Genomic DNA, 20,948 nt, shown 5'->3' on the forward strand with positions numbered 1-20,948 from the left:
TTGCGCCCGTCGCAACCGCAGCATCTGAATTCTGCAATGCGGCATCAAGTCTCACCCCCGCAAAAGGCAGGAAAAGGTCGAGAATCAGCGTCTTGGTGAAAGTGTATTGTGATTCCGTCACTTCACAAGGTCATAGTGCCCATGGCGGCGGTTCCTTGGCAAAAAAGGCGGCGATTCCTGCTTTTGCTTCCTCATCTTCCCACCTTTTGACCAGTGCGGCGATGGTCGCGTCTTGCTGAGATGAGTCGGACCGCCCCCCAAGCATCCGAATAAGCGCTTTTGCCTCGGCCACCGCGCCGGGCGCACAGGCCAAATAGGGCACCACTTCGGCCTCTACGGCAGCATCCAGATCCGCTTCAGGCACCACTTTGGCGAGCAGATTGAGCGCCACCGCCTCCTCTGCCTCAAAAAGCCGTGACGACATAAAAACACGCCGCGCCTTCGCTGCGCCCATCCGCGCCACAACGTAAGGCGAGATCGTTGCTGGCGTCAGGCCGAGCTTGGTTTCGGTCAGCCCAAAGCGCGCCCCCTGCACCCCGACCGCGACATCGCACACCGAAATCATCCCCACGCCGCCGCCAAAGGCATTGCCATGCACGCGCCCGATCACGGGCTTGGGGCAAATGTCCACCGCCTCAAGCATTTCCGCCAAAGCACGAGCGGAAGCGCCGCGTTCTTCGGGGCTCGCGGTCATATTGGCCTGCATCCAGCGCAGATCGCCGCCCGCGCAAAAGCTCTTGCCCTCTGCCGCCAGCACCAGCACGCGCACGCTCGCATCATGGCCCAAATGTCGGATCACTTGCGTGATTTCCGAAATCATCTGCGCATCAAGCGCATTGTGCTTTTGCGCGCGGGTAAGCCACAGGGTCACCACGCCGCGCGCATCGCGTTCCAGCCGGATCGTTTCGGTCATGCCTTTCCTCCCTTGATCGCCCGCGCAAGCGCGGCGGCTTCGGTGAGCTTTTCACGGTCAAGCCCGGTGTCATAGCCAAGCCACGCCAGATGATTGGCCACCGCTTCGGTGGCGACATTGCCCGCAGCCCCCGGCGCATAGGGGCAGCCCCCCAACCCACCCGCCGCCGCATCAAAGACACGCAGGCCCAGCGCCAAACTCGCCGCGATATTTTCCAATGCGCGGCCCGCCGTGTCATGGAAATGCCCGGCCAATTGTGAAGGCTCCATCTCTTGCAGCACCGCCTCCAGCATCGCGGTGATACTTTCGGGGCGCGCTTGGCCCACGGTATCGCCAAGGCTGACCTCATCGCAGCCCATCACCCGCAAATGCGCCACCACCCGTGCGACTTTTGCGGGCGGCGTCGGCCCATCAAAGGGGCAATCGGTCACCATTGAGACATAGCCGCGAACTGGCAGATTTGCAGCCTTTGCGGCCTCCACCACCGGGCGAAACCGTTCCAAACTTTCCGCAATCGAACAATTCAGGTTGGCTTGTGAGAACCCCTCGGAGGCTGAGGCAAACACCGCAACGCCATCGACCCGCGCGGCCATCGCACCTTCAAGCCCTTTCATATTGGGCGTCAGCGCGCTGTAGCGCACCCCCGGCACACGGGTAATGCCCGCTAGAACCTCTGCCGCATCGGCCATTTGCGGCACCCATTTGGGGCTGACGAAAGAGGCGACCTCGATCCGCTGAAACCCCACTTGGGAAAGCGCATCGACGAGCGCGATCTTATCCGCCGTCGCGATCAGCCGCTTTTCATTTTGCAACCCGTCGCGCGGCGCCATTTCGACGATTTCCACACGCTCACGCATCGGGCAGCTCGTAAAAGTCCTGCGCGTAAAGGCTCGCCCCGCCCTTTTCGACGGCGCGCTGATAGGCGGGCCGCGCCTGCGCCCGTGCCACCCAAGCGCCCAGCGCTGGAAAACCGTCGCGCGGCACGAAGCGGAACATCGCATCAATATTGAAACCAAACATGCAATCGGCGGCCGAAAACTCAGACAAGAGCCACTCCCGCCCCGTCAGATGCGTTTCAAGGGCCTGCATGGTGACGGCCAAGCGTTTGGTATCAAGCTTCATCAACGGCACAGAGCGCGCCGCATCCGGGCGCAAAAAGATGTGGTGAATGTTGAGCGCTTGCAGGATGTTGGCTTGCGTTTCGGCGAAGTTCAGCCATTCGAGATAGGCCAGCCGCTCCGCCGCGCCCGGCGCGGGGGCAAAGCGCCCACGGCTCTCGGTCAGGTATTGCACGATGGCACCGGATTCGAAGATCACCTGCCCGTCAATTTCCAGCGCCGGAATGCGCCCCGCGGGGGAGAGCGCGCGAAATTCGGGGCTGCGCAGATCGGCCCCGGTCAAGGACCAAAGGCGCAGATCGACCGGTTCCCCCAGCTCTTCTAAAAGCCAAAGCACCCGATGCGAGCGCGATCCGGGCACGTGATGCAAGATGGTCATGCCGCTGCCTCCTCTTCGGCCAGTTGAATAAGGGGCGCGCCTGCCTCCACCTGCGCGCCGGGCGAAACCAGCACTTGTGCAACCTCACCTGCCCGCGCTGCGCAGAGCGTATGCTCCATTTTCATCGCTTCCAGCACCGCCAAGCGGTCGCCCGGTTCCACCCTTTGCCCCGGCGCCACGAAGACCGCCTTCACCAATCCCGGCATCGGCGCCAATGTCAGATCTGAGGCCGGACCATGCGCTTGACGATCCAGCGGATCGGGCCGCGCGAACACATGCGCGCCGCGCATGAACACAGTCACGGCATCAGGCCCCACATGGAACCGCGCCTTGGTTTTAACGCCCCCCACCCACCAGCCATCGGGGTGCAGCGCGCAATCATAACTGCCGCCGCCAACCTCTACGGTGATCCGGTTCGGCCCGGTGACCTGTACAAAGGCGGGGTCTTCAAAGGCCACCGCGCGGCGCAGCGGTGCCCAAAGGGTGAACCCCGCGGTTGGCATTTCGTGCAACCCGGCCGCCGCAATCACCGCCAAGGCTCGCGCTTGCGGTGGCACCTCGGCAGGCGCAGAAAGCGCCGCGATCTCGCGCCCAATCAAGCCGGTGTCCACCTGCCCCGCGCCAAAGCCGGGATGCCGCGCAAGCCTGGCCAAAAAGGCAAGATTGGTCGTTGTTCCAGCCACTTCGGTCGCCTCAAGCGCGACTGCCAAACGGTTGAGCGCCGCCGCGCGGGTGGGCGCATGGGTGACGATTTTGGCAATCATCGGGTCATACCACGGGCTGATCACATCGCCCGGCCGCACGCCCGTTTCCACCCGCACACCCGGCGCAAAGGCAAGATGCGCCAACTGCCCCGTGGCGGGCAAAAACCCGGCGGGCACATCCTCGGCATAAAGCCGCGCTTCAAAAGCATGGCCTTGAATTTGAATAGTGTCTTGGCGCGCAGGCAACGGCTCGCCACTGGCCACCCGCAATTGCCATTCCACCAGATCTATGCCGGTGATCGCCTCGGTCACCGGATGTTCGACCTGCAGGCGGGTGTTCATTTCCATGAACCAAAACCGATCCGGGCGCAGCCCCTCGGCCCCATCGACGATAAATTCGACCGTGCCTGCGCCGCTGTAGCCAATCGCCTCAGCAGCACGCACGGCAGCCTGCCCCATCGCGGCGCGCATTTCCTCGGTCATGCCCGGTGCGGGCGCCTCTTCGATCACCTTTTGATGGCGGCGTTGCAACGAGCAATCGCGTTCAAAAAGATGCACCGCGTGGGTGCCATCGCCAAACACCTGAACCTCGATATGGCGCGGCATTTCGATATATTTTTCAATGAGAACGGCGGGGTTTCCAAAGGCGGTTTGCGCCTCTCCCTGCGCACTTTGAAGCGCCTCCATGAAATCTTGTGCCCGCTCGACCCGCCGCATCCCCTTGCCGCCGCCGCCCGCCACCGCCTTGATCAGTACCGGGTACCCCACGGCCTCTGCCGCGCCCGCCAAATGCTCGGGGTCTTGGTTTTCGCCGTGATAGCCCGGCACCACCGGCACGCCCGCCTTGGCCATCAGCGCCTTTGCGGCATCTTTGAGCCCCATCGCGCGGATCGCTTTGGCCGAGGGGCCGATGAAGGTCAGCCCTGCGGCTTCTACCGCTTCGACAAACTCCGGGTTTTCACTCAGAAACCCATAGCCCGGATGGATCGCCTGCGCGCCGGTTTGCAGGGCAGCTTGAATGATCACATCGCCCCGAAGGTAGCTGTTCGCCGGGCGCGGGCCACCGATGGCCACCGCCTCATCGGCCAGTGCCACATGGCGCGCAGCTGCATCGGCTTCGGAATAAACCGCCACCGTCGCCACGCCCAAGCTGCGGGCAGTGTCGATCACCCGGCAAGCGATCTCGCCACGGTTGGCGATCAGTATCTTGGAAAACATGGCGCTCTCCCTTGGCCATGACGGGGGCTCTGCCCCCGCTCCCCCGGGATATTTGTCGCAAGATGAAAGGTATTGGCCCCATCTTGCGCAAAAGACCCGGTAGAAAGTTGCATTCGTTACATTCGGAACAGACCGAACTTCGTTGGCTCTATTGGTGCATTCAGGCTTGCAGAAAGGCTCAGCGCCAGCACCTGCCGGGTTTTGCGCGGGTCGATGATGCCATCATCCCAAAGCCGGGAAGAGGCATAAAGCGGATGGCTTTGGCGCTCGAACATCTCGATCGTCGGGCGTTTAAACTCGGCCTCATCTCCTGCCGACCACGTGCCGCCCTTGCGCTCGATCCCATCGCGCCGCACGGTGGCCAGCACGCCCGCCGCCTGCTCGCCGCCCATGACCGAAATGCGCGAATTCGGCCATGTCCAGAGAAAGCGCGGCCCATAGGCGCGCCCGGCCATACCGTAATTGCCCGCGCCAAAGGACCCGCCCACCAGCATGGTGATTTTCGGCACCGACGTCGTTGCAACGGCGGTCACCATTTTTGCCCCATGCCGCGCGATGCCCTCGTTTTCATATTTGCGCCCGACCATGAAGCCGGTGATATTTTGCAAAAATACGAGGGGGATAGAGCGTGTGGAGCACAGCTCGATGAAATGCGCGGCCTTTTGCGCGGCTTCCGAGAACAGAACGCCATTGTTCGCCACAATGCCGACCGGGCAACCCATCACATGGGCAAAACCGGTGACGATGGTTTCGCCAAAGCGGGCTTTGAACTCGTCAAACCGCGAGCCATCCACCACGCGGGCAATGACCTCGCGGATGTCATAGGGGGTGCGCAGATCGGCAGGCACCACGCCCAAAATCTCTTCGGGGTCATAGGCGGGCTCTTCGGGGCTTTGCCATGCGACCGTTGCGGGTTTGGTGCGGTTAAGGTTGCCCACCGCGCGCCGCGCGAGCGCAAGCGCATGGGCATCATCTTCGGCCAAATAATCCGCGACGCCCGAAAGCCGCGTATGCACATCGCCGCCGCCAAGGTCTTCGGCCGTGACCACCTCGCCCGTCGCCGCCTTCACCAAAGGGGGCCCCGCCAGAAAGATCGTGCCTTGGTCGCGCACGATGATCGTCACATCCGACATGGCGGGCACATAAGCCCCGCCCGCCGTACAAGACCCCATCACCACAGCGATTTGCGCAATACCTTTGGCCGACATCCGCGCCTGATTGTAGAAGATGCGGCCAAAGTGATCGCGATCGGGAAAGACCTCATCTTGGTTGGGCAGGTTCGCGCCACCGCTATCAACCAGATAGAGGCAGGGCAGCGCGCATTCCTCGGCAATCTCTTGCGCGCGCAGGTGTTTTTTCACCGTCATCGGGTAATAGGTGCCGCCCTTCACGGTGGCATCATTGGCGACCACCATCACCTCTTGGCCCATCACCTGGCCGATGCCCGCAATCACCCCGGCGCAAGGGGCCGCGCCGTCATAAAGCCCATGCGCGGCGGTGGCGCCCACCTCCAGAAATGGGCTGCCGGGGTCGAGCAAAGCCGCAACCCGTTCACGCGGGGCCATCTTGCCGCGCGCAACATGGCGCGCCGTCGCCTCGGCCCCGCCCCCTGCGGCGGCCCATTCCGCCGCCTCTCGCGCGACGGCGAGCATCTCGAGGTGGGCGGCGCGGTTCTTTTGCGCCGCCTCGGACCCCGCCATATAAGACGAGCCAAGCTTCATGCCCTATTGCCCCTTATCTGCCAGACGCGCCAGCAACACGAGCGTCTGCTCGCCCGTCATTTGCATCGTGCAAAACGCCCAAGCCGGGCCACTGCCGGTGCCACCGCCCCATTGGCTCACCTCATAGGTGCAAGCCGCATCGCGATAGGCGATCCATGCGCGCTGCATCTCTTGCAGTGCAGGCGCCATTTGCGGCACCGAACTGCCCAGATCGGCCATGTCGGCATCTTGCGCCTTTTCGACCGCCATCAAGGATTGATAGGCCGCGTTGAGCCGCGCATCCCAATCATCATGCTCGAACCCGGCGCAAAGGCCCATCCCGGCATTGGAGGCGCCTTCGGGCGTGGCCTGCATGCAGGCATCAGCCGCCTTCCCGATACAGTCGCGCCGCGCCTCGGGGACCGTATTCGCCAAACACCTGTCAAGCACTTGACCGTCGTAATGGATCGGGAAAGCCTCATCGGCTTGGGCGGTCAGGGGAAAAGCCGCAAGGACGGCGCAGAAAAATGACTTATACATCAGATCGCTCCTATGAGTTCGCGTCCGATGAGCATACGCCGAATTTCGCTCGTGCCTGCGCCGATCTCCATCAATTTCGCATCGCGGAAAAGCCGTGAAACCACGGTGTCATTCAAGAACCCGGCGCCGCCAAGCGCCTGCACCGCCTGATGCGCCTGCACCATCGCCTGTTCAGAGGCGTAAAGCACCGTTGCGGCCGCGTCTTGGCGGGTGACCTCGCCCCGATCACAGGCCTTGGCCACCTCATAGGTGTAAGCGCGCGCGGTGTTGGTCGCGACATACATATCGGCGATCTTCGCCTGCATAAGTTGGAAATTGCCAATCGGCTGGCCGAATTGGTGCCGCTCTTTCGCGTAAGGAACGACCTCATCAAGGCAGGCCATCATGATGCCCGTGCCGATGCCCGACAGCACGACGCGCTCATAGTCGAGCCCCGACATTAGCACCCGCACGCCCTTGCCCTCTTGGCCGAGCACGTTTTCCGCAGGCACTTCGCAATTGTCGAAAAAGAGCTGCGCTGTGTTCGATCCGCGCATCCCGAGCTTGTCAAAATGTTGCGAAGTGGAAAATCCGGCCATCCCCTTTTCAACGATGAAAGCGGTGATGCCTTTGGAGCCCGCCTCGGGGTCGGTCTTGGCATAAACCACCAAAGTATCGGCGTCGCAGCCATTGGTGATCCAGTATTTATGGCCGTTGAGAATGTAGACATCGCCGCGCTTTTCGGCGCGCAACTTCATACCCACCACATCGGAGCCCGCGCCGCTTTCGCTCATTGCCAGCGCACCGATTTTGGCCCCCGTCACCAGATCGGGGAGGTATTTTTGCTTTTGCGCCGCGCTGCCATTCAGCTTCAACTGATTGACGCAAAGGTTTGAATGAGCACCATAAGATAGCGAAATGCTGGCAGAGACGCGGGCGATTTCTTCGGTCGCCACCACATGCGCCAGATAGCCCATGCCAGAACCGCCGTAGTCTTCGGGAACAGTGACCCCCAAAAGGCCTAATTCACCCATTTCTGCCCAAAGTTCATTGGGGAAGAGGTTGTCTTTGTCCACTTTTGCGGCAATCGGGGCCAGCCGGTCACGCGCCCAGCCCTGCACCATATCGCGCAGCGCACCAATGTCTTCCCCCAGATCAAACCGCATCGATCCTGCGAACATCCTCTCCTCCCCAGAGCTATGAACCGCCATTACTGAACGAATGTTCATTTATGGGAAGGGGAAACCGATTCCGTCAAGCACGGCAAAGGGGCAAGGGAAATTGACGGTACGTCACACGCCTTTTGGATAGGTCGTGCACTTTTGCGTTAACAGGCTACCCTCTCGATTCAAGGAAGGCCCAGAAATTTTTGGTAAATAACGATAAAAGGGACATTCCGACGACCGAGGACGCCGTGAGCACGATCGCCAAAGCCAGTCAGCACGCTTGGATGTATGCCGTGCTCATCGAAATGAATGATTATTGCCGCAACGAGGGCCTGGAAGAAGTGGCAGCTTCGCTCCAACAAGCCATCGAACGGATGGAGCCGGTGGTGTTTCCCCGTATTTCTCTGGGCCGGACGTTGGCGGAGTGCACCCCTGTACGCTCTGCCGAAGTGGTGAGTTTCCCCTCGCCCCGCTGAAACCGAATTTCCGGCTCTCGCCGTCCCAACCAGAGGTCCGGGAACCCGCCGATAAACTCGATCCGGCGGCAGGAGGCGGTGTCCCAGGCACCGCCTCCGCTAATTTTCGCGAATGCGCAATCACACCAAAAAACGGAAAATCAGAACCAGTGATGTTCCCGCGCGATCATCGCGGCATGGGTGCGGTTACGCGCCCCGATCTTGCGGGTCAGTGTGCGCACATGCAGCTTCACGGTGACTTCCTGAAGATCCATTTCGCGCGCGATTTCTTTATTGGTGCGGCCCGCACAAATGCCCCGCAACACCTCGGTTTCACGCGGCGACAAGCCGCCCATCGTGGGCGCATCATCTTGCTTGAGGAAATCGAAGGGCGCGAAGACGGAGCCAGAGGCCATCAGCGTCACCGCCCCAATGATCGAGCGCGCGGGCAGAGCCTTCGGCACAAAGCCAATCGCGCCTTCATCCAGCGCCTCACGCGCCGCAGCGGGCCGCGCCACGCCGGAAATGATCGCCACCGCCTGATCGGGGTATTGACGTTTCATTTCGGTCAGGCCCCGCAGCCCATCCATTCCGGGCATATCATAATCGAGCAGCACAAGATCAAAGGGCCCACGGGCCGCCACCTCTTCAAGCGCCTCCGAAAGGTTCCCGGCCACATCGACTTCTTCGCATCCGCCGGACCGCAGCAGCGCAGCAATGGCGTCGCGCACAAGGTCATGGTCGTCGGCAATCAACAGTTTCACGCCCACCTCCGATATTTTTTCTTCAGCCCCCCGGCCACGATTGCGACGTTTACCCTACCCATGGCCCCCAGCCATCCTTTTCGTATTCTTAAAGAACTAGAGCCATTGCAAGCGAACGCTGGGACTGTTTTGCGCATTCTCGCCCTAATCACCAGATATACCACCCAAGGTAGAAGAAACGCCATACTTTGGCATAAGTCTTTATTCTTTTTCCTAGGTGGTGCATCAAAGGCTCTGTGTAAGACTCCTGCGATCATGCGTGTTCGAGGGGGGAGAAGAGTGCGCAGTTTGAAAATTTGGGCGTTTACCATCGCTTTTGTGTGTTTGTTGGTTGGTACAGGGCTGGGTCTGCCCTTGCCCGCAACAGTTGCACGCGCGCAAACCGCCTTGCCCCAAGATATTGGCAGCGACGCGGCACTGGCACCGCTGATGCAACCGCAAGGCCCGGTGCTTTTGACCGTGCAAGGCGCGCTGGCCGTCAGCAATGCCGTGGCCTCCTCGGTTGGCGATGCCCCCCCGCTGCGGCAAGCCCGATTTGATGACCAGATGCTCGCTGAAATGCCGCGCAACAGCTTTTCTACCTCGACGATCTGGACCCGCGGCGTGATTGAGTTTGAAGGGGTCGATTTGCTCACCCTGATGAACCGGCTCGGCGTGACCGAGGGGCGGCTGCGCATTCGCGCCATCAATGACTACATCGCAGAGATTCCCGTGGACGAATTGCGCCCCGGCAGCCCGCTTTTGGCGGACCGGCGCGATGGCCAGCCAATGTCGATCCGGGAAAAGGGGCCACTTTGGTTGGTCTATCCTTATGATAGCTTGCCAGAGTATCGCAATGAGGTGGCCTATGCGCGCTCTGTGTGGCAGGTGGACCGTATCGAGGTTCTCCCTTAGAGTGCCCGGCGCACGCGCGCTGTTCCACCGCCCCTTCAACCAAGGCTTGGCCGAAGTCTGATGTCCGACACCTCAAACCCTTTTCGCGAACGCCCGCAGGTTTGGCGCAATCTCCTGTTCGCGGGTCTTGTGGTGTTGATTTTTGGCGCTGTGGCGGGGCTCTACCGCTACGGCGTTTCGGTGCGCAGTGAGATTGACACGCTCGCCATCGCCAATTCCGATAGTTTGCAATGGACGCTGGCGCAGCTTGAGGTCGAGTATTTTCACCTTGAGGCGGCGATGACGCGCGCCGATCCGGCAGTGCCGAAAACGCTAAGCGATCTTTCGCGGGATTTCGATATTTTCTATGCCCGCGTGAATACGATCAGAGAGGGCAAAGGGTTCCGCGAGGTTCTGACCTCGGCGCCTGCGATCACTGCGATCACCCGGATTGCGACCTATACCGATACGACCGCAAAGATTTTCGATGCTGGCCCCGAAGCGCTGACAGAAGCCCTGCCCACGCTGCGCGACGCGACGGACGAGATCATGCCGATCGTGCGGGACCTCTCGCTCGGCGGTGTGCGCGCCTTTGCCGAACGCTCGATGGCGCAGCGCGAACAGGTTTTCGCCTCGCTGATCCGGCTCGCGAGCCTGACCGCCGCGCTACTCGTGACGCTGTCGGGGGGCTTTGTCGCGACATGGTGGCTTTGGCGCTATGGCCGCAACCAGACCCGCTCGCTTTATTTCGCGAAAGCACGGCTTGAAGCCGTGATTTCCACCTCGATTGACGCGGTGATCGTGGTCGACCAAGAAGCCCGCGTCGTGGAGTTTAACGGCGCGGCGGAAAAGGTCTTTGGCTACAGCCGGAACGAGGCCATCGGCGCGCCGATGACCGATCTGATTGTGCCGCATCATATGAAAACGGCGCATGATGCCGGGTTCAAACGCTACCGTGCGGGCGGCGTGCCGCGGATTGCGGGCCATGGGCTGATCGGGTTGCAAGCGCGCCGCAAGAACGGCGATCTGTTCCCGGCAGAGCTGTCTGTCACCGCGACACGGATCGGCAAACACGAGATTTTCGTGGGCTATCTGCGCGACATCACCGACCGGGTGGCCGCAGAGCAAGAATTGATCGACGCGCGCGACCAAGCAATGGCGGGCGAGCGGGCGCAATCGGAATTCGTGGCGGTGATGAGCCATGAAATGCGCAACCCGCTCAACGGGCTTTTGGGCACCGTCGATTTGTTGAGCGAAACCGAGCTTGACGATACCCAGCGCCGCTTTGTGGATTCGATGCAAAAGGCCGGGGAAATCCTGCTGAGCCACGTCAACAACACGCTTGATGTGGAACGGCTCGATGCCGGGAAATTCTCGCTCACGCGCGCGCCCTTTGCGCCCATCGCACTCGCAGATGAGGTGGTGCAGATGCAATCGGGCACGGCAGCCGCGCGCGGCAACCAGTTGATCGCCCATGTCGAAGGTGATCTGCCCACCGCGGTTGAGGGCGATGCACTGCGCATCCGGCAGGTGCTGATCAACCTCGTCGGCAATGCGATCAAATTCACCGAAAACGGCACCGTCTCGATCGAGGTGGAATATCATCGCGATCAGGGGCTTTTGGAATATCGGGTGATCGACACCGGCGTTGGTATTCCGCCCGACCAGACCGAGCGGATTTTCGATGACTTCGTGACGCTCGACCCGGAATTGTCGCGCGAGGCGACAGGCACCGGCTTGGGGCTTTCGATTGCGCGCCGTCTTGTGCGGGCGATGCGCGGCGAAATTGGCGTTGAAAGCGAAGAGGGCAAAGGCTCTGCCTTCTGGATTACCGTCCCCGTCCCGGTGGTTTTGTCGATGCCCGAAGAGCTGACGCACCCGCCCAGAGATCTGGACCTCACGGTGCCGCCGCGCCCGCAGGCCCCGCTCAAATGGGGTGATGAGCCGGAACCGACGATCCATGTTTCGGCGGATGCGCCGCTGGTGCTCAAACCGCGCCGCCCCCTGCCGCCGCCCGATGCCGCTGCCGTGCCCCCCTGCAGCATGGGCACCGATGGCAAACCGCATCTGCAAGGCCCGGTCGAAGTGTTGGTGGTGGAAGACAATGACATCAACCGCGTCGTGCTTTGCGAAATGCTGCGCCGGGGGGGCCACAAGTTTGACGAAGCCCGCGACGGGCGCGAAGGTGTTGAGGCCGCAGAGAAACATCGCTTTGACGTGATCTTGATCGACCTCAATATGCCGCGCATGAACGGGATTGAAGCGACCGAGGCGATCCGTGCGGGCAATGGCCCGAACAAGCACACGCCGGTGATTGCGGTGACCGCCAACGTTCTGCCCGAGGCGCGAGCGCGGCTTGAGGCTGCCGGGGTCTGCCGGGTGATCTCCAAACCGATCACGCGCAAAATTCTTGAGCAAGTTCTGTCGGATGAGCTGTGCGAAAGCCGGATGGCGATGGCCGCGCAACCCGTCCCTGCCCCCGCGCCAGCCACAGCCACGCCCCCCGCGACCGCAGCAGAGCCGCTAACGCTGCGCCCGCTCAGCCCCGCGCCCGCCGCCCCCAAAGCCGCCCCGCCGCGCATTGCGCCCGGCCGCAGCCCCGCCGGAGGCTCCCCCGCGAAGGCGCCTGCCGCCGATGCGCCGCTTCTCAACATCGAAACCCATACCGATCTGGCACAATCTTTGGGTGAAGAGCTGATGGCGCAAACCCTGCGCCAATTCCTCAGTGAGGCGGAGACGATGTTGCCGCGCCTTACCATTGCTGCGGCACAGGCCGAACCTGCCGCGACGGCCGCGCTTGCGCATAAACTCGCAGGCTCCGCCGCGTTGATGGGCGCTGAGCGTCTCCACCGCACGCTTAAGGCCATCGACACACCGCTGCGCCACGCTGTGCCCGGTGCGACGCCCCCCGACCCGGTGGTGGCTGCGCTGATCGCTTTGCCAGCGGTCTGGTCCACCACTCGCGCCCGGGTTGCGCCTATCCAAAGTGCGAAAATCCCACCACAAAGAGAAAATCAAGCTGGGGCAGAGGCATAAACGAAGGGATTAAAGCTGATTTTCTACCTTTAGCCGTGTGAAACTATACTTATGAGTGTATCGCCACACCTCCGACACATTGTTGAATTTCCCTAACGCCAGTTAACCTTGCACAGAGGTTAAGGAAGGAAATTCCCATGGTCTGGCTCCATATCACCCCGCACCCCGCGCAAAACGGTTCTGCGCTCGGTCCGTGGCTCGGCCGTGTGATCGCGCGTCTGCGCGCCCCCTTCTCGACCTCCGCGCCCCCGGCTGGCCGCACGCATGCAGAGCGCGCCGCCTACAATCGGGGGTTTAGCGAAGGGTTCAGCGCGGGCTTCACCCGTGTTGCCCCCCTGAGCCGGTTGCCGATGCCCTCGGCCCCGGCAAATATCGCGGAACTCTCCTCCGAGCATTCCCCCGAGGCGGCCCCCACCGCCGAGTTCTCCGCGACGAGCAGCACCACCCAACTGGCTTCGGCGTCGTCTGTCCGGGCGGCGCCGAAATTCCACGCCGTGGATGCGGATGAAATTTCTCTTGTTCTGCTTCTGTCGCGGCGCGCGGGCTCTGAATTGCCCTGCATCGAGTGGATTTCGGAACATGGCCTGCCGTTCCGCCGGATCGCCGCGCTGCAGCCCACCTCGCCGATCTGGTCGGCGCCGCATGGGGCGCTGCTGTTGGTGGACCTTGATACGCTGGGTGGCGTGGCGGTGATGGCCGAAAGCCTGATGCGGCTGCGCGAAGGCCGCCCCGACATTTCGATCGTGCTTCTGTCTGAGGAAGTCGCGGGCCATGATTTCGGTCTGGAGCGTCTGGCGCTCGCCGATATCACGCTGCGCCTGCCCTGTGCTTTCGCGAGCTTCGAATTCGCGCTGGCCGAAGCGCCGATCAACAACGCCATCTGGCAAGAGCGTATGGCCGAAGCCAGCATGGCCTCGGGCAATTAAGCGCGCCGGATTTCCTGATCCAGAATACGGGCGATCGTCGCCGCATCCACCTCAGAGAAGGTGAGCGGCAGACGCAGATCGAGCAGTCCCGCAAGAATGCGATCGGTGCGCGGCAGAAGTTGCGCAGGCACGTAGCGCCAGCTTTCGTGACGCGAGGTGAAGGCGACGGGCTCTTCCGCCCCGAACCATTTCAGCTCGACCCCACGGGCAGCGCAGCGTGCCATAAGCGACAGAATGCGCGGCTCTGTCCAATCGGGCAGCAAAAACTGGAAAGAAGAGCCCACAAAGGCCTCTTCTTGGGGACGCGGGATGATCCGCAGCCCCGGCGTGGCAGAAAGTCCCGCTTCCAGCGCCCGGTAGAGCGCATTCCAGCGGGTAATCTTTTGCGGCAGTTCGGCAATTTGCGGGCGCAAGATCGCCGCGCGCAGATTGTCCATACGGCCAGAGACATTGGGCGTGTGGTATTTCAGCCCCTCAAACACCTCCGGCGGGGGGGCGGCGCGGTGGCGATCATAGAGCATGTAACTGCCCGACAGCAGGATCATTTTCGCCATCACCACCGGGTCATCTGAGATCAACAGCCCGCCTTCACCCGAGTTCATATGCTTGTAGGTCTGGGTCGAATAGCAGCCCACCACCCCATGGCGACCAGAGGGCACACCGCACCACGCCGCGCCCATCGTATGCGCGCAATCCTCAATCACCTTGAGCCCGGCCCCTTCGGCGATGTCCATCAGCCGATCCATGTCACAGACATGCCCGCGCATATGCGACAGCAGCAGCACCTTGGCGCCCGCACTGGTGGCTTTGTCCGCCAGATCATCTAGGTCGATCACCAGATCCTCGGTCACCTCAACGAAAACAGGCTCGGCCCCCAGTGCTGCAATCGCGCCCGGCACCGGGGCGAGCGTGAAGGCATTGGTCAAAACCCGGTCGCCCGGTGCCACGCCAAGGGCGCGCAACGCACAGCCCATCGCATATCCGCCCGAGGCCACGGCCAAACAGTAAGCCGCGCCGGTATATGTTGCAAAATCAACTTCTAGCGCCGCTGTTTCGCCCATTTCACCCGGCGCGACGTTGTATCTGTGCAAGCGTCCCGATTGCAAAACCGCCAGGGCTGCGGCGATCCCAGCCTCTGAAATCGGCTCTTGCTGGGTGAAATTGCCGGTGAAAACCTCGATCTCATCCATCGGTCTTATCCTTATTCAGGGCAAACAGCGCGCAAGCCAAAGCCAACACCAGTGCGGCAATGAAATAGGCCGCATCGGGGCTTTGCACCGGGGCGGCATCGGTGAGGAAATAGCCGAAGACTTGGGCGAAGAACAGCGTGCCCACCAACATCGCAAGGCTTTCGAGCGCGCCGATACCGCCTTGCAACGCGCCTTGTTCTTCCTCCGGCACTGCGCGCGACATCATTGCGATCAACGTGGGTTGGGCGAAACCTTCGGGGCCGTGGAAGATCAAGAGCAAGATCACCGCGCCAATGCCGCCTGCAAAGCCATAGCCCGCTGCCGCGACGAAGGAGATGGTGAGCCCCAACAGCGCTGCGCGTCGCTCCCCAAGCCAAGCGACCGTCGGGCCGGTGAGCACGCCTTGAAAGAATGCCCAGACAAGCCCGAAAGCAGCGAGTGAAAGGCCGATCACCGCCTCTGACCAGCCGAATTTGGCGATCCCCCAAAACGGCCAAATTGCCGGGTAAACGGCGGAACCAAAGGCATAGATCCCCAAAACGACGATCAACCGCGTGACACCTTTTGCGCGGCGAAAAACGGCAAACACGCCAAAGGGGTTGGCCTCGCGCCACACAATCGCGCGGCGTTTGGAGCGTGCAAGCGTTTCTGGCAAAAAGAAAAAGCCCCAAATTAGGTTCGCGCCCGCAAGGCCGGCGGCCACCCAAAATGGCACACGCGGCCCCAGCGCGCCCAGCAAGCCGCCCAAGGCGGGCCCCATGACAAAGCCAAGCCCCAAGGCCGCGCCGAGCCAGCCAAAGGCGCGGGCGCGCTGCGCGGGCACCGTGATATCGGCGATATAGGCATTGGCAATCACCGGGGTCGCACCGCAAATCCCCGCCGTGATCCGCGCGGCAAAAAGCCAAGCAAGGCTCGGCGCCAGCGCATAAAGCAAATAGTCCACGCAAAGGCCCGCCAGCGCGAGCAACAGCAGCGGGCGGCGGCCAAAGCGATCAGAGAGCGCGCCCATCAAAGGGGCGGCCAAAAACTGCGCCAGCGCATAGCTCGCATAAAGCCAGCTGCCGACCTGCACCGCCTCAGAAAGCGCAATTCCGCCAACCTCTTCAATCAGGCGCGGCAGCACCGGCACGATCAGCCCCAGCCCCGCCATGTCTAAAAACACCACCGCCAAAATAAAGGCGGTGGCGCGGCGGTTGCTGCGCTGAGGGTCCGTGATTTCAGACATGAAGCGGCAGGAAACGCGCGATCAGCGCGCTTAAATCGGCATAGCTGTCGAGCATCGCCTCGGGGTCAAGGCGCGCGATATCGCGCCCCTCGGGGCCAAAACTGACCAAAACGCAGGGCACACCCACGGCCAAAGCCGTCTCTCGGTCTGTTTTTGTGTCCCCAATCAAAAGCGACCGCGCAACCGCGCCCCCTGCCCGTTCCACTGCCGCATGATAGGGCGCCGGGTCAGGCTTGCGGGTGGGCAGGGTATCTGCCCCAATCAGCGCATCAAAGAGCCCCGTCACCCCTAGTTTATCGAGCAGATTGCGCGCCAGCCCCTCGGGCTTATTGGTGCAAATCGCGGTGCGATACCCTGCCGTGCGCAACGCCGCAACCGCGCCCGCAGCCCCGGGGTAAAGCCTTGAATGCACACAGATATGATCTGCGTAATGCCCCAAAAGGCGCAGATAATCTTCCTCAATCAATTGCGCGGCATCCGCTGTCCCCGCGCGCGCGTGGCCCAAAGCGAGCATCGCGCGCCCCCCATGGAAGGCCGTGCGCGCATCCGCCGCCGGGTCTAACAAATTCCCCATGTCGCGCGCACGAAAACACGCATTGGCCGCCGCCACCAAATCGGCGGCTGTGTCCACCAATGTGCCATCAAGATCGAAAACCACGGTTTGCACTGTTACGCCCCCGAAAGATTGTGTGATGCCCGCCCTCTTGCGAGAAGATATGGTATCGGTAAAACAGGCTGGAGCAGAAGAAAAGGCACCCCTATGGCACTTGCCCTCGTGATCCTGGCCGCAGGTCAAGGAACCCGTATGAATTCCGACCTCCCCAAAGTGCTGCACCAAATTGGTGGCGCGCCGCTGGTGGCGCATGCTTTGGCGGCCGGCCAACGGCTTGCGCCCGAGAAATCGGTGGTGGTGGTCGGCCATGGGGCCGAAGCCGTGGCGAAAGCGGTGGGCAAATTCGACCCCGAGGCAGAGATTGCCTATCAACCCGAACAGCTTGGCACCGGCCATGCCGTGGCGCAGGCTTTGTTGCAAATTTCCAGTTTTGAGGGGAAGGTTCTCGTTCTTTACGGCGACACCCCCTTTATTCGCCCAGAAACCCTTGAGGCGCTTGTGAAAAGCACCGCTGATGTGGTGGTTTTGGGCTTTGAAGCCGCTGATCCGGGCCGCTATGGGCGGCTTGTGGTGGAAGGCGATCGGCTTGAAAAAATCGTTGAATTTAAAGACGCGAGCGAAGAAGAGCGCGCGATTACCTTGTGCAATTCGGGTGTGATCTGTTGCGATGCCTCGCTGCTCGCCCTTTTGGTGCGAGAGTTGAAAAATGACAATGCGGCGGGGGAATATTACCTGACCGATATCATCGAAGGCGCGCGGTCCAAAGGTCTTGTGGCCGAGGTGGTACGCTGCCCCGAAGAGGAAACGCTTGGCATCAACACCCGCGCCGAACTGGCGCGGGCCGAGGCGCTTTTTCAAACCCGCGCGCGGGCCGAGGCGCTGGAAAACGGCGTCAGCATGGTGGACCCGGAGACGGTCTATTTCGCGCTGGATACTTGGCTTGGGCGCGATGTGACGGTGGGGCCGAATGTGGTTTTTGGCCCCGGCGTAACGGTGGAAAGCGGCGCGTCGATTGAAGCCTTTTGCCATTTGGAGGGCTGCCACATTTCGCGCGGGGCGACGATTGGCCCCTTTGCGCGGCTGCGCCCCGGCGCGGAACTGGCCGAAGATGTGCATATTGGCAACTTCGTCGAGGTGAAAAACTCGCTTCTGGCCGAAGGGGTGAAGGTCGGGCACCTGACCTATTTGGGCGATACCAATGTGGGCGAGCACACAAATATCGGCGCGGGCACAATCACCTGCAATTATGATGGCGTGTTCAAGCACCGCACGACGATTGGTGCGAATGTCTTCATCGGCTCGGATACGATGCTGGTCGCGCCAGTCACGGTGGGCGATGGTGCGCTGACGGGCTCTGGCTCCACAATCACCGAAGATGTGCCCGCGGGCGCCGTGGCGCTCGCCCGGGCAAAGCAGGTGAACAAGCCGGGGCTGGCGGTGAAACTGTTTGAAATGCTGCGCGCCAAGAAAGCCGCGTTGAAGTAAAGGGTCGGATAGATGTGTGGGATCATTGGCATTTTGGGCCACCACGAGGTTGCCCCCCTGCTGGTTGAGGCGCTCAAACGGCTCGAATATCGCGGCTATGACAGCGCCGGGATTGCCACGGTGAGCAAGGGCGTGCTGGATCGGCGTCGGGCTGTCGGCAAGCTGGTGCATCTGTCAGATTTGCTGGTGCATGAGCCGCTGGCCGGGCGTCTGGGTATTGGCCACACCCGTTGGGCCACGCATGGCGCCGCGACCACGGGCAATGCGCATCCGCATCGCTCTGGCCCGGTGGCGGTGGTGCATAACGGGATCATCGAAAACTTCCGCGACTTGCGCGAAGAACTGGCCGAAGCAGGCATCACCCCCGAAACGCAGACTGATACGGAAACTGTGGCCCTGCTCACCCGGATGCATATGGAGCGCGGTATGGGCCCCCATGCGGCCGCCATTGCGACGCTGCATAAGCTTGAGGGGGCCTTTGCGCTTTTGTGGATCTTTGAGGGCGAAGACAATCTGATGATCGCCGCCCGCAAAGGCTCGCCGCTGGCGATTGGCCATGGCGAGGGCGAGATGTTTGTGGGCTCGGATGCGATTGCGCTCTCGCCCTTCACCGACCGGATCACCTATCTGGAAGAGGGCGATTACGCCTTTGTCACCCGCGCGGGCGTTGAGATTTTCGACCAAGCGGGCGTGGTGGTGCATCGGGGCGAAACCAAGGTCGACCGCAGCGCCACGCAGGTGGAAAAAGCGGGTTACAAGCACTTCATGGCGAAAGAAATCGCAGAGCAGCCCGTGGTTTTGGGTGACGCTTTGCGACATTATCTGACCCTCGACGGGGTGAATTTGCCGCCAGAGTTGGACTTTTCCAGCATTGAGCGGTTGACGCTCGTGGCCTGCGGCACGGCTTTCTATGCCTGCTCTGTGGCCAAGTATTGGTTTGAAACGCTCGCCGGTATTCCGTGCGAAATTGATGTGGCTTCCGAGTTCCGCTACCGCGAACCGCCGATGCCCATTCAAAGCTATGCACTGTTTGTCAGCCAATCGGGGGAAACCGCCGATACGCTGGCGGCTTTGCGCTATTGTGCGGGCAAGGTCGCCAAAACCGTTGCGGTGGTGAACGTGCCAAGCTCGTCCATCGCGCGCGAGGCCGATCTGGCGCTGCCGATTTTGGCGGGGGTTGAGGTGGGCGTAGCCTCTACCAAAGCCTTCACCTGCCAATTGCTGGCACTCGCTGTGATGGCGCTCAAAGCCGGGCGCGACCGGGGGCATTTGACCAAGGTGCAGTTCGACGGGCATCTCGATACTCTGCGCGCGATGCCGGGGCTGATGAATGCCGCGCTGACCACGGCGGATGACATTGCCAAGCTTGCCGAGCAACTTGCCGAAGCGCAGGATATTTTGTTCTTGGGGCGCGGTCCGATGTATCCGCTCGCCTTGGAGGGCGCGCTGAAGCTCAAGGAAATCAGCTACATCCATGCAGAGGGTTATGCGTCGGGCGAGCTGAAGCACGGGCCGATCGCGCTGATTGACCGGACCGTGCCAGTGATTGTGATGGCCCCGCATGACAAGCTTTTCGACAAGACCGTGTCGAACATGCAAGAGGTGATGGCGCGCCACGGCAAAGTGCTGTTGGTGACCGATGGCAAAGGCGTGGCAAGCGCCGCTGAGGGCACTTGGGCGCATCTGCGCATGCCCGAAGTGGCCGAGCCTTTTGCGCCGCTGCTTTACGCCCTGCCCGCGCAACTCTTGGCCTATTACACCGCCATCGCGAAGGGCACGGATGTCGATCAGCCGCGCAACCTCGCCAAATCGGTGACGGTGGAATAATGGCCCGCAAGCGCCGCAGCCGGGTGATTGTGGCTGAAGACCGCCCGATGACCGAAGAAGAGGCGCAACTGGCCGCCGAAGCCGCCGCCTATGCAGCCTCCGACGCAGAATATACGCAATATGCGGAGGCCGAAGAGGAAGACCTTGGCCCGCCGCCCAGCGTAGACGAAGCAATTGCCGCGCTTGAAAGCTGCGGCGATGCGGAGCGTGCCGAAAGCGCGGCGGCCTATCACAAGGTCGAGCGGCGCTATTTGGGCATTACCGTACCACTGATTGAAGACATGGCGCGGCTGTGGCGCGCACAATGCACGCTTGAGGAACGCGTCGCGCTGGCCGAGGGGTTGTGGCGCTCTGACGTGCATGAGGCAATGGTTGCGGCGGCGAAACTGCTCACCCAAGCGCGCATTCGCCCCGATGACGCGGTCTGGGAAACCATCGCCGGATGGGCGCCCGGTTTCAACGGCTGGGCGGTCGCCGATCACGCCTGTAATGCGGGCGGGCGGCGGCTGATTGGAGCGCCCGAACGGCTCGATCAGGTCGAAGCGTGGTTGCAGAATTCGAACATGTGGACCCGGCGCGCGGCGCTGGTTATCACGCTGCCCTTTACAAAATCGAACAATCCGAGCGAAGAAGAACAAGCAGCGAGAACCCGCGTTCTGGGCTGGTGTGAAACCCTCGCGCCGGAGCGCGAATGGTTCATCCAAAAGGCAATTGGCTGGTGGCTGCGCGAGCTTTCAAAGCATGATGCGACTGCCGTGCGCAATTGGCTTGCCCAGCATGGCGAGATGCTCAAGCCCTTTGCGCGCAAAGAAGCCGCGAAACACCTGAAGTAAGGGC

At 61.8% G+C, this 20,948-nt stretch carries 18 protein-coding genes; 7 read left to right on the forward strand and 11 right to left on the reverse strand.

Going from position 1 to position 20,948, the window contains the following annotated elements:
- Nucleotides 1-130 precede the first annotated feature (130 nt).
- The 7 genes from BW967_RS13450 to BW967_RS13480 all read right to left on the reverse strand — a co-directional run bounded on the left by BW967_RS13450 (nt 131) and on the right by BW967_RS13480 (nt 7,732).
- Complete coding sequence (locus tag BW967_RS13450) at nt 131-913, reverse strand: crotonase/enoyl-CoA hydratase family protein (RefSeq protein ID WP_076485613.1); 783 nt, start codon at nt 911-913, stop codon at nt 131-133.
- The gene (locus BW967_RS13455; RefSeq protein WP_076485614.1) at nt 910-1,770 is read right to left on the reverse strand and encodes a hydroxymethylglutaryl-CoA lyase; all 861 of its coding nucleotides are present in this window, start codon (nt 1,768-1,770) and stop codon (nt 910-912) included. Before BW967_RS13455 ends, BW967_RS13450 begins: the two co-directional genes overlap by 4 nt.
- Nucleotides 1,763-2,410 carry a glutathione S-transferase family protein gene (locus tag BW967_RS13460; RefSeq protein ID WP_076485615.1) on the reverse strand — a complete coding sequence of 216 codons (648 nt, stop codon included), beginning with the start codon at nt 2,408-2,410 and terminating at the stop codon, nt 1,763-1,765. The genes BW967_RS13455 and BW967_RS13460 overlap by 8 nt, the downstream gene beginning before the upstream one ends.
- Entirely contained in the window at nt 2,407-4,332 is a 1,926-nt protein-coding gene (locus BW967_RS13465; RefSeq protein ID WP_076485616.1) for an acetyl-CoA carboxylase biotin carboxylase subunit, read from the reverse strand. The genes BW967_RS13460 and BW967_RS13465 overlap by 4 nt, the downstream gene beginning before the upstream one ends.
- 116 nt (nt 4,333-4,448) lie before the next feature.
- Nucleotides 4,449-6,053 (reverse strand): carboxyl transferase domain-containing protein, encoded by a 1,605-nt coding sequence (locus tag BW967_RS13470; protein WP_076485617.1) that lies wholly within the window; start codon nt 6,051-6,053, stop codon nt 4,449-4,451.
- A gap of 3 nt (nt 6,054-6,056) precedes the next feature.
- A complete protein-coding gene (locus tag BW967_RS13475) occupies nt 6,057-6,572 on the reverse strand; it encodes a lysozyme inhibitor LprI family protein (RefSeq protein WP_076485618.1) in 516 nt (171 codons plus the stop codon).
- Nucleotides 6,572-7,732: an acyl-CoA dehydrogenase family protein gene (locus BW967_RS13480; protein ID WP_076485619.1), complete on the reverse strand. Its 1,161-nt coding sequence runs from the start codon at nt 7,730-7,732 to the stop codon at nt 6,572-6,574. Before BW967_RS13480 ends, BW967_RS13475 begins: the two co-directional genes overlap by 1 nt.
- Nucleotides 7,733-7,965: 233 nt before the next feature.
- On the opposite strand from BW967_RS13480, the gene BW967_RS13485 reads away from it, so the two are divergent.
- Entirely contained in the window at nt 7,966-8,193 is a 228-nt protein-coding gene (locus BW967_RS13485) for a hypothetical protein (protein WP_139327838.1), read from the forward strand.
- A gap of 140 nt (nt 8,194-8,333) precedes the next feature.
- Here BW967_RS13485 and BW967_RS13490 read toward each other — a convergent pair whose 3' ends face one another.
- Nucleotides 8,334-8,936, reverse strand: coding sequence for a response regulator transcription factor (locus tag BW967_RS13490; protein WP_076485735.1), 603 nt, complete (start codon nt 8,934-8,936; stop codon nt 8,334-8,336).
- A gap of 279 nt (nt 8,937-9,215) precedes the next feature.
- Here BW967_RS13490 and BW967_RS13495 point away from each other — a divergent pair, with 279 nt between their 5' ends.
- From BW967_RS13495 to BW967_RS13505, 3 genes are all read left to right on the forward strand, one after another.
- Nucleotides 9,216-9,830, forward strand: a complete 615-nt coding sequence (locus tag BW967_RS13495) for a putative pterin-binding protein (protein WP_139327839.1) — start codon at nt 9,216-9,218, stop codon at nt 9,828-9,830.
- A gap of 60 nt (nt 9,831-9,890) precedes the next feature.
- Nucleotides 9,891-12,845: an ATP-binding protein gene (locus tag BW967_RS13500; protein ID WP_076485621.1), complete on the forward strand. Its 2,955-nt coding sequence runs from the start codon at nt 9,891-9,893 to the stop codon at nt 12,843-12,845.
- A gap of 137 nt (nt 12,846-12,982) precedes the next feature.
- Entirely contained in the window at nt 12,983-13,771 is a 789-nt protein-coding gene (locus BW967_RS13505) for a hypothetical protein (RefSeq protein WP_076485622.1), read from the forward strand.
- Here BW967_RS13505 and BW967_RS13510 read toward each other — a convergent pair.
- The 3 genes from BW967_RS13510 to BW967_RS13520 are packed head-to-tail and all read right to left on the reverse strand — an operon-like array spanning nt 13,768 to nt 16,853.
- Nucleotides 13,768-14,961 (reverse strand): DegT/DnrJ/EryC1/StrS family aminotransferase, encoded by a 1,194-nt coding sequence (locus tag BW967_RS13510; RefSeq protein WP_076485623.1) that lies wholly within the window; start codon nt 14,959-14,961, stop codon nt 13,768-13,770. The genes BW967_RS13505 and BW967_RS13510 overlap by 4 nt on opposite strands.
- On the reverse strand, nt 14,954-16,186 hold the full coding sequence (locus BW967_RS13515) for an MFS transporter (protein ID WP_076485624.1): 1,233 nt from the start codon (nt 16,184-16,186) through the stop codon (nt 14,954-14,956). The genes BW967_RS13510 and BW967_RS13515 overlap by 8 nt, the downstream gene beginning before the upstream one ends.
- Nucleotides 16,179-16,853, reverse strand: a complete 675-nt coding sequence (locus tag BW967_RS13520) for an HAD-IA family hydrolase (protein ID WP_245826549.1) — start codon at nt 16,851-16,853, stop codon at nt 16,179-16,181. The genes BW967_RS13515 and BW967_RS13520 overlap by 8 nt, the downstream gene beginning before the upstream one ends.
- 93 nt (nt 16,854-16,946) lie before the next feature.
- Here BW967_RS13520 and glmU point away from each other — a divergent pair, with 93 nt between their 5' ends.
- From glmU to BW967_RS13535, 3 genes are read left to right on the forward strand one after another with little or no spacing between them, the layout of a single operon-like run.
- On the forward strand, nt 16,947-18,284 hold the full coding sequence (glmU, locus tag BW967_RS13525) for a bifunctional UDP-N-acetylglucosamine diphosphorylase/glucosamine-1-phosphate N-acetyltransferase GlmU (protein ID WP_076485625.1): 1,338 nt from the start codon (nt 16,947-16,949) through the stop codon (nt 18,282-18,284).
- A gap of 12 nt (nt 18,285-18,296) precedes the next feature.
- Complete coding sequence (gene glmS / locus BW967_RS13530) at nt 18,297-20,111, forward strand: glutamine--fructose-6-phosphate transaminase (isomerizing) (RefSeq protein ID WP_076485626.1); 1,815 nt, start codon at nt 18,297-18,299, stop codon at nt 20,109-20,111.
- On the forward strand, nt 20,111-20,944 hold the full coding sequence (locus BW967_RS13535) for a DNA alkylation repair protein (RefSeq protein WP_373455182.1): 834 nt from the start codon (nt 20,111-20,113) through the stop codon (nt 20,942-20,944). The genes glmS and BW967_RS13535 overlap by 1 nt, the downstream gene beginning before the upstream one ends.
- Nucleotides 20,945-20,948 lie beyond the last annotated feature (4 nt).

The sequence above is a fragment of the Rhodobacter aestuarii genome, from assembly GCF_900156655.1.
Taxonomy (GTDB): Bacteria; Pseudomonadota; Alphaproteobacteria; order Rhodobacterales; family Rhodobacteraceae; genus Rhodobacter; species Rhodobacter aestuarii.

What these genes read in the sequence shown, in the direction of transcription:
- BW967_RS13475 (WP_076485618.1), bottom strand. Translation starts at nt 6,572, where the DNA reads ATGTATAAGTCATTTTTCTGCGCCGTCCTTGCGGCTTTTCCCCTGACC.
- BW967_RS13465 (WP_076485616.1), bottom strand. Translation starts at nt 4,332, where the DNA reads ATGTTTTCCAAGATACTGATCGCCAACCGTGGCGAGATCGCTTGCCGG.
- BW967_RS13535 (WP_373455182.1), top strand. Translation starts at nt 20,111, where the DNA reads ATGGCCCGCAAGCGCCGCAGCCGGGTGATTGTGGCTGAAGACCGCCCG.
- BW967_RS13460 (WP_076485615.1), bottom strand. Translation starts at nt 2,410, where the DNA reads ATGACCATCTTGCATCACGTGCCCGGATCGCGCTCGCATCGGGTGCTT.
- BW967_RS13450 (WP_076485613.1), bottom strand. Translation starts at nt 913, where the DNA reads ATGACCGAAACGATCCGGCTGGAACGCGATGCGCGCGGCGTGGTGACC.
- BW967_RS13480 (WP_076485619.1), bottom strand. Translation starts at nt 7,732, where the DNA reads ATGTTCGCAGGATCGATGCGGTTTGATCTGGGGGAAGACATTGGTGCG.
- BW967_RS13515 (WP_076485624.1), bottom strand. Translation starts at nt 16,186, where the DNA reads ATGTCTGAAATCACGGACCCTCAGCGCAGCAACCGCCGCGCCACCGCC.
- BW967_RS13510 (WP_076485623.1), bottom strand. Translation starts at nt 14,961, where the DNA reads ATGGATGAGATCGAGGTTTTCACCGGCAATTTCACCCAGCAAGAGCCG.
- BW967_RS13500 (WP_076485621.1), top strand. Translation starts at nt 9,891, where the DNA reads ATGTCCGACACCTCAAACCCTTTTCGCGAACGCCCGCAGGTTTGGCGC.
- glmU (WP_076485625.1), top strand. Translation starts at nt 16,947, where the DNA reads ATGGCACTTGCCCTCGTGATCCTGGCCGCAGGTCAAGGAACCCGTATG.
- glmS (WP_076485626.1), top strand. Translation starts at nt 18,297, where the DNA reads ATGTGTGGGATCATTGGCATTTTGGGCCACCACGAGGTTGCCCCCCTG.
- BW967_RS13455 (WP_076485614.1), bottom strand. Translation starts at nt 1,770, where the DNA reads ATGCGTGAGCGTGTGGAAATCGTCGAAATGGCGCCGCGCGACGGGTTG.
- BW967_RS13505 (WP_076485622.1), top strand. Translation starts at nt 12,983, where the DNA reads ATGGTCTGGCTCCATATCACCCCGCACCCCGCGCAAAACGGTTCTGCG.
- BW967_RS13470 (WP_076485617.1), bottom strand. Translation starts at nt 6,053, where the DNA reads ATGAAGCTTGGCTCGTCTTATATGGCGGGGTCCGAGGCGGCGCAAAAG.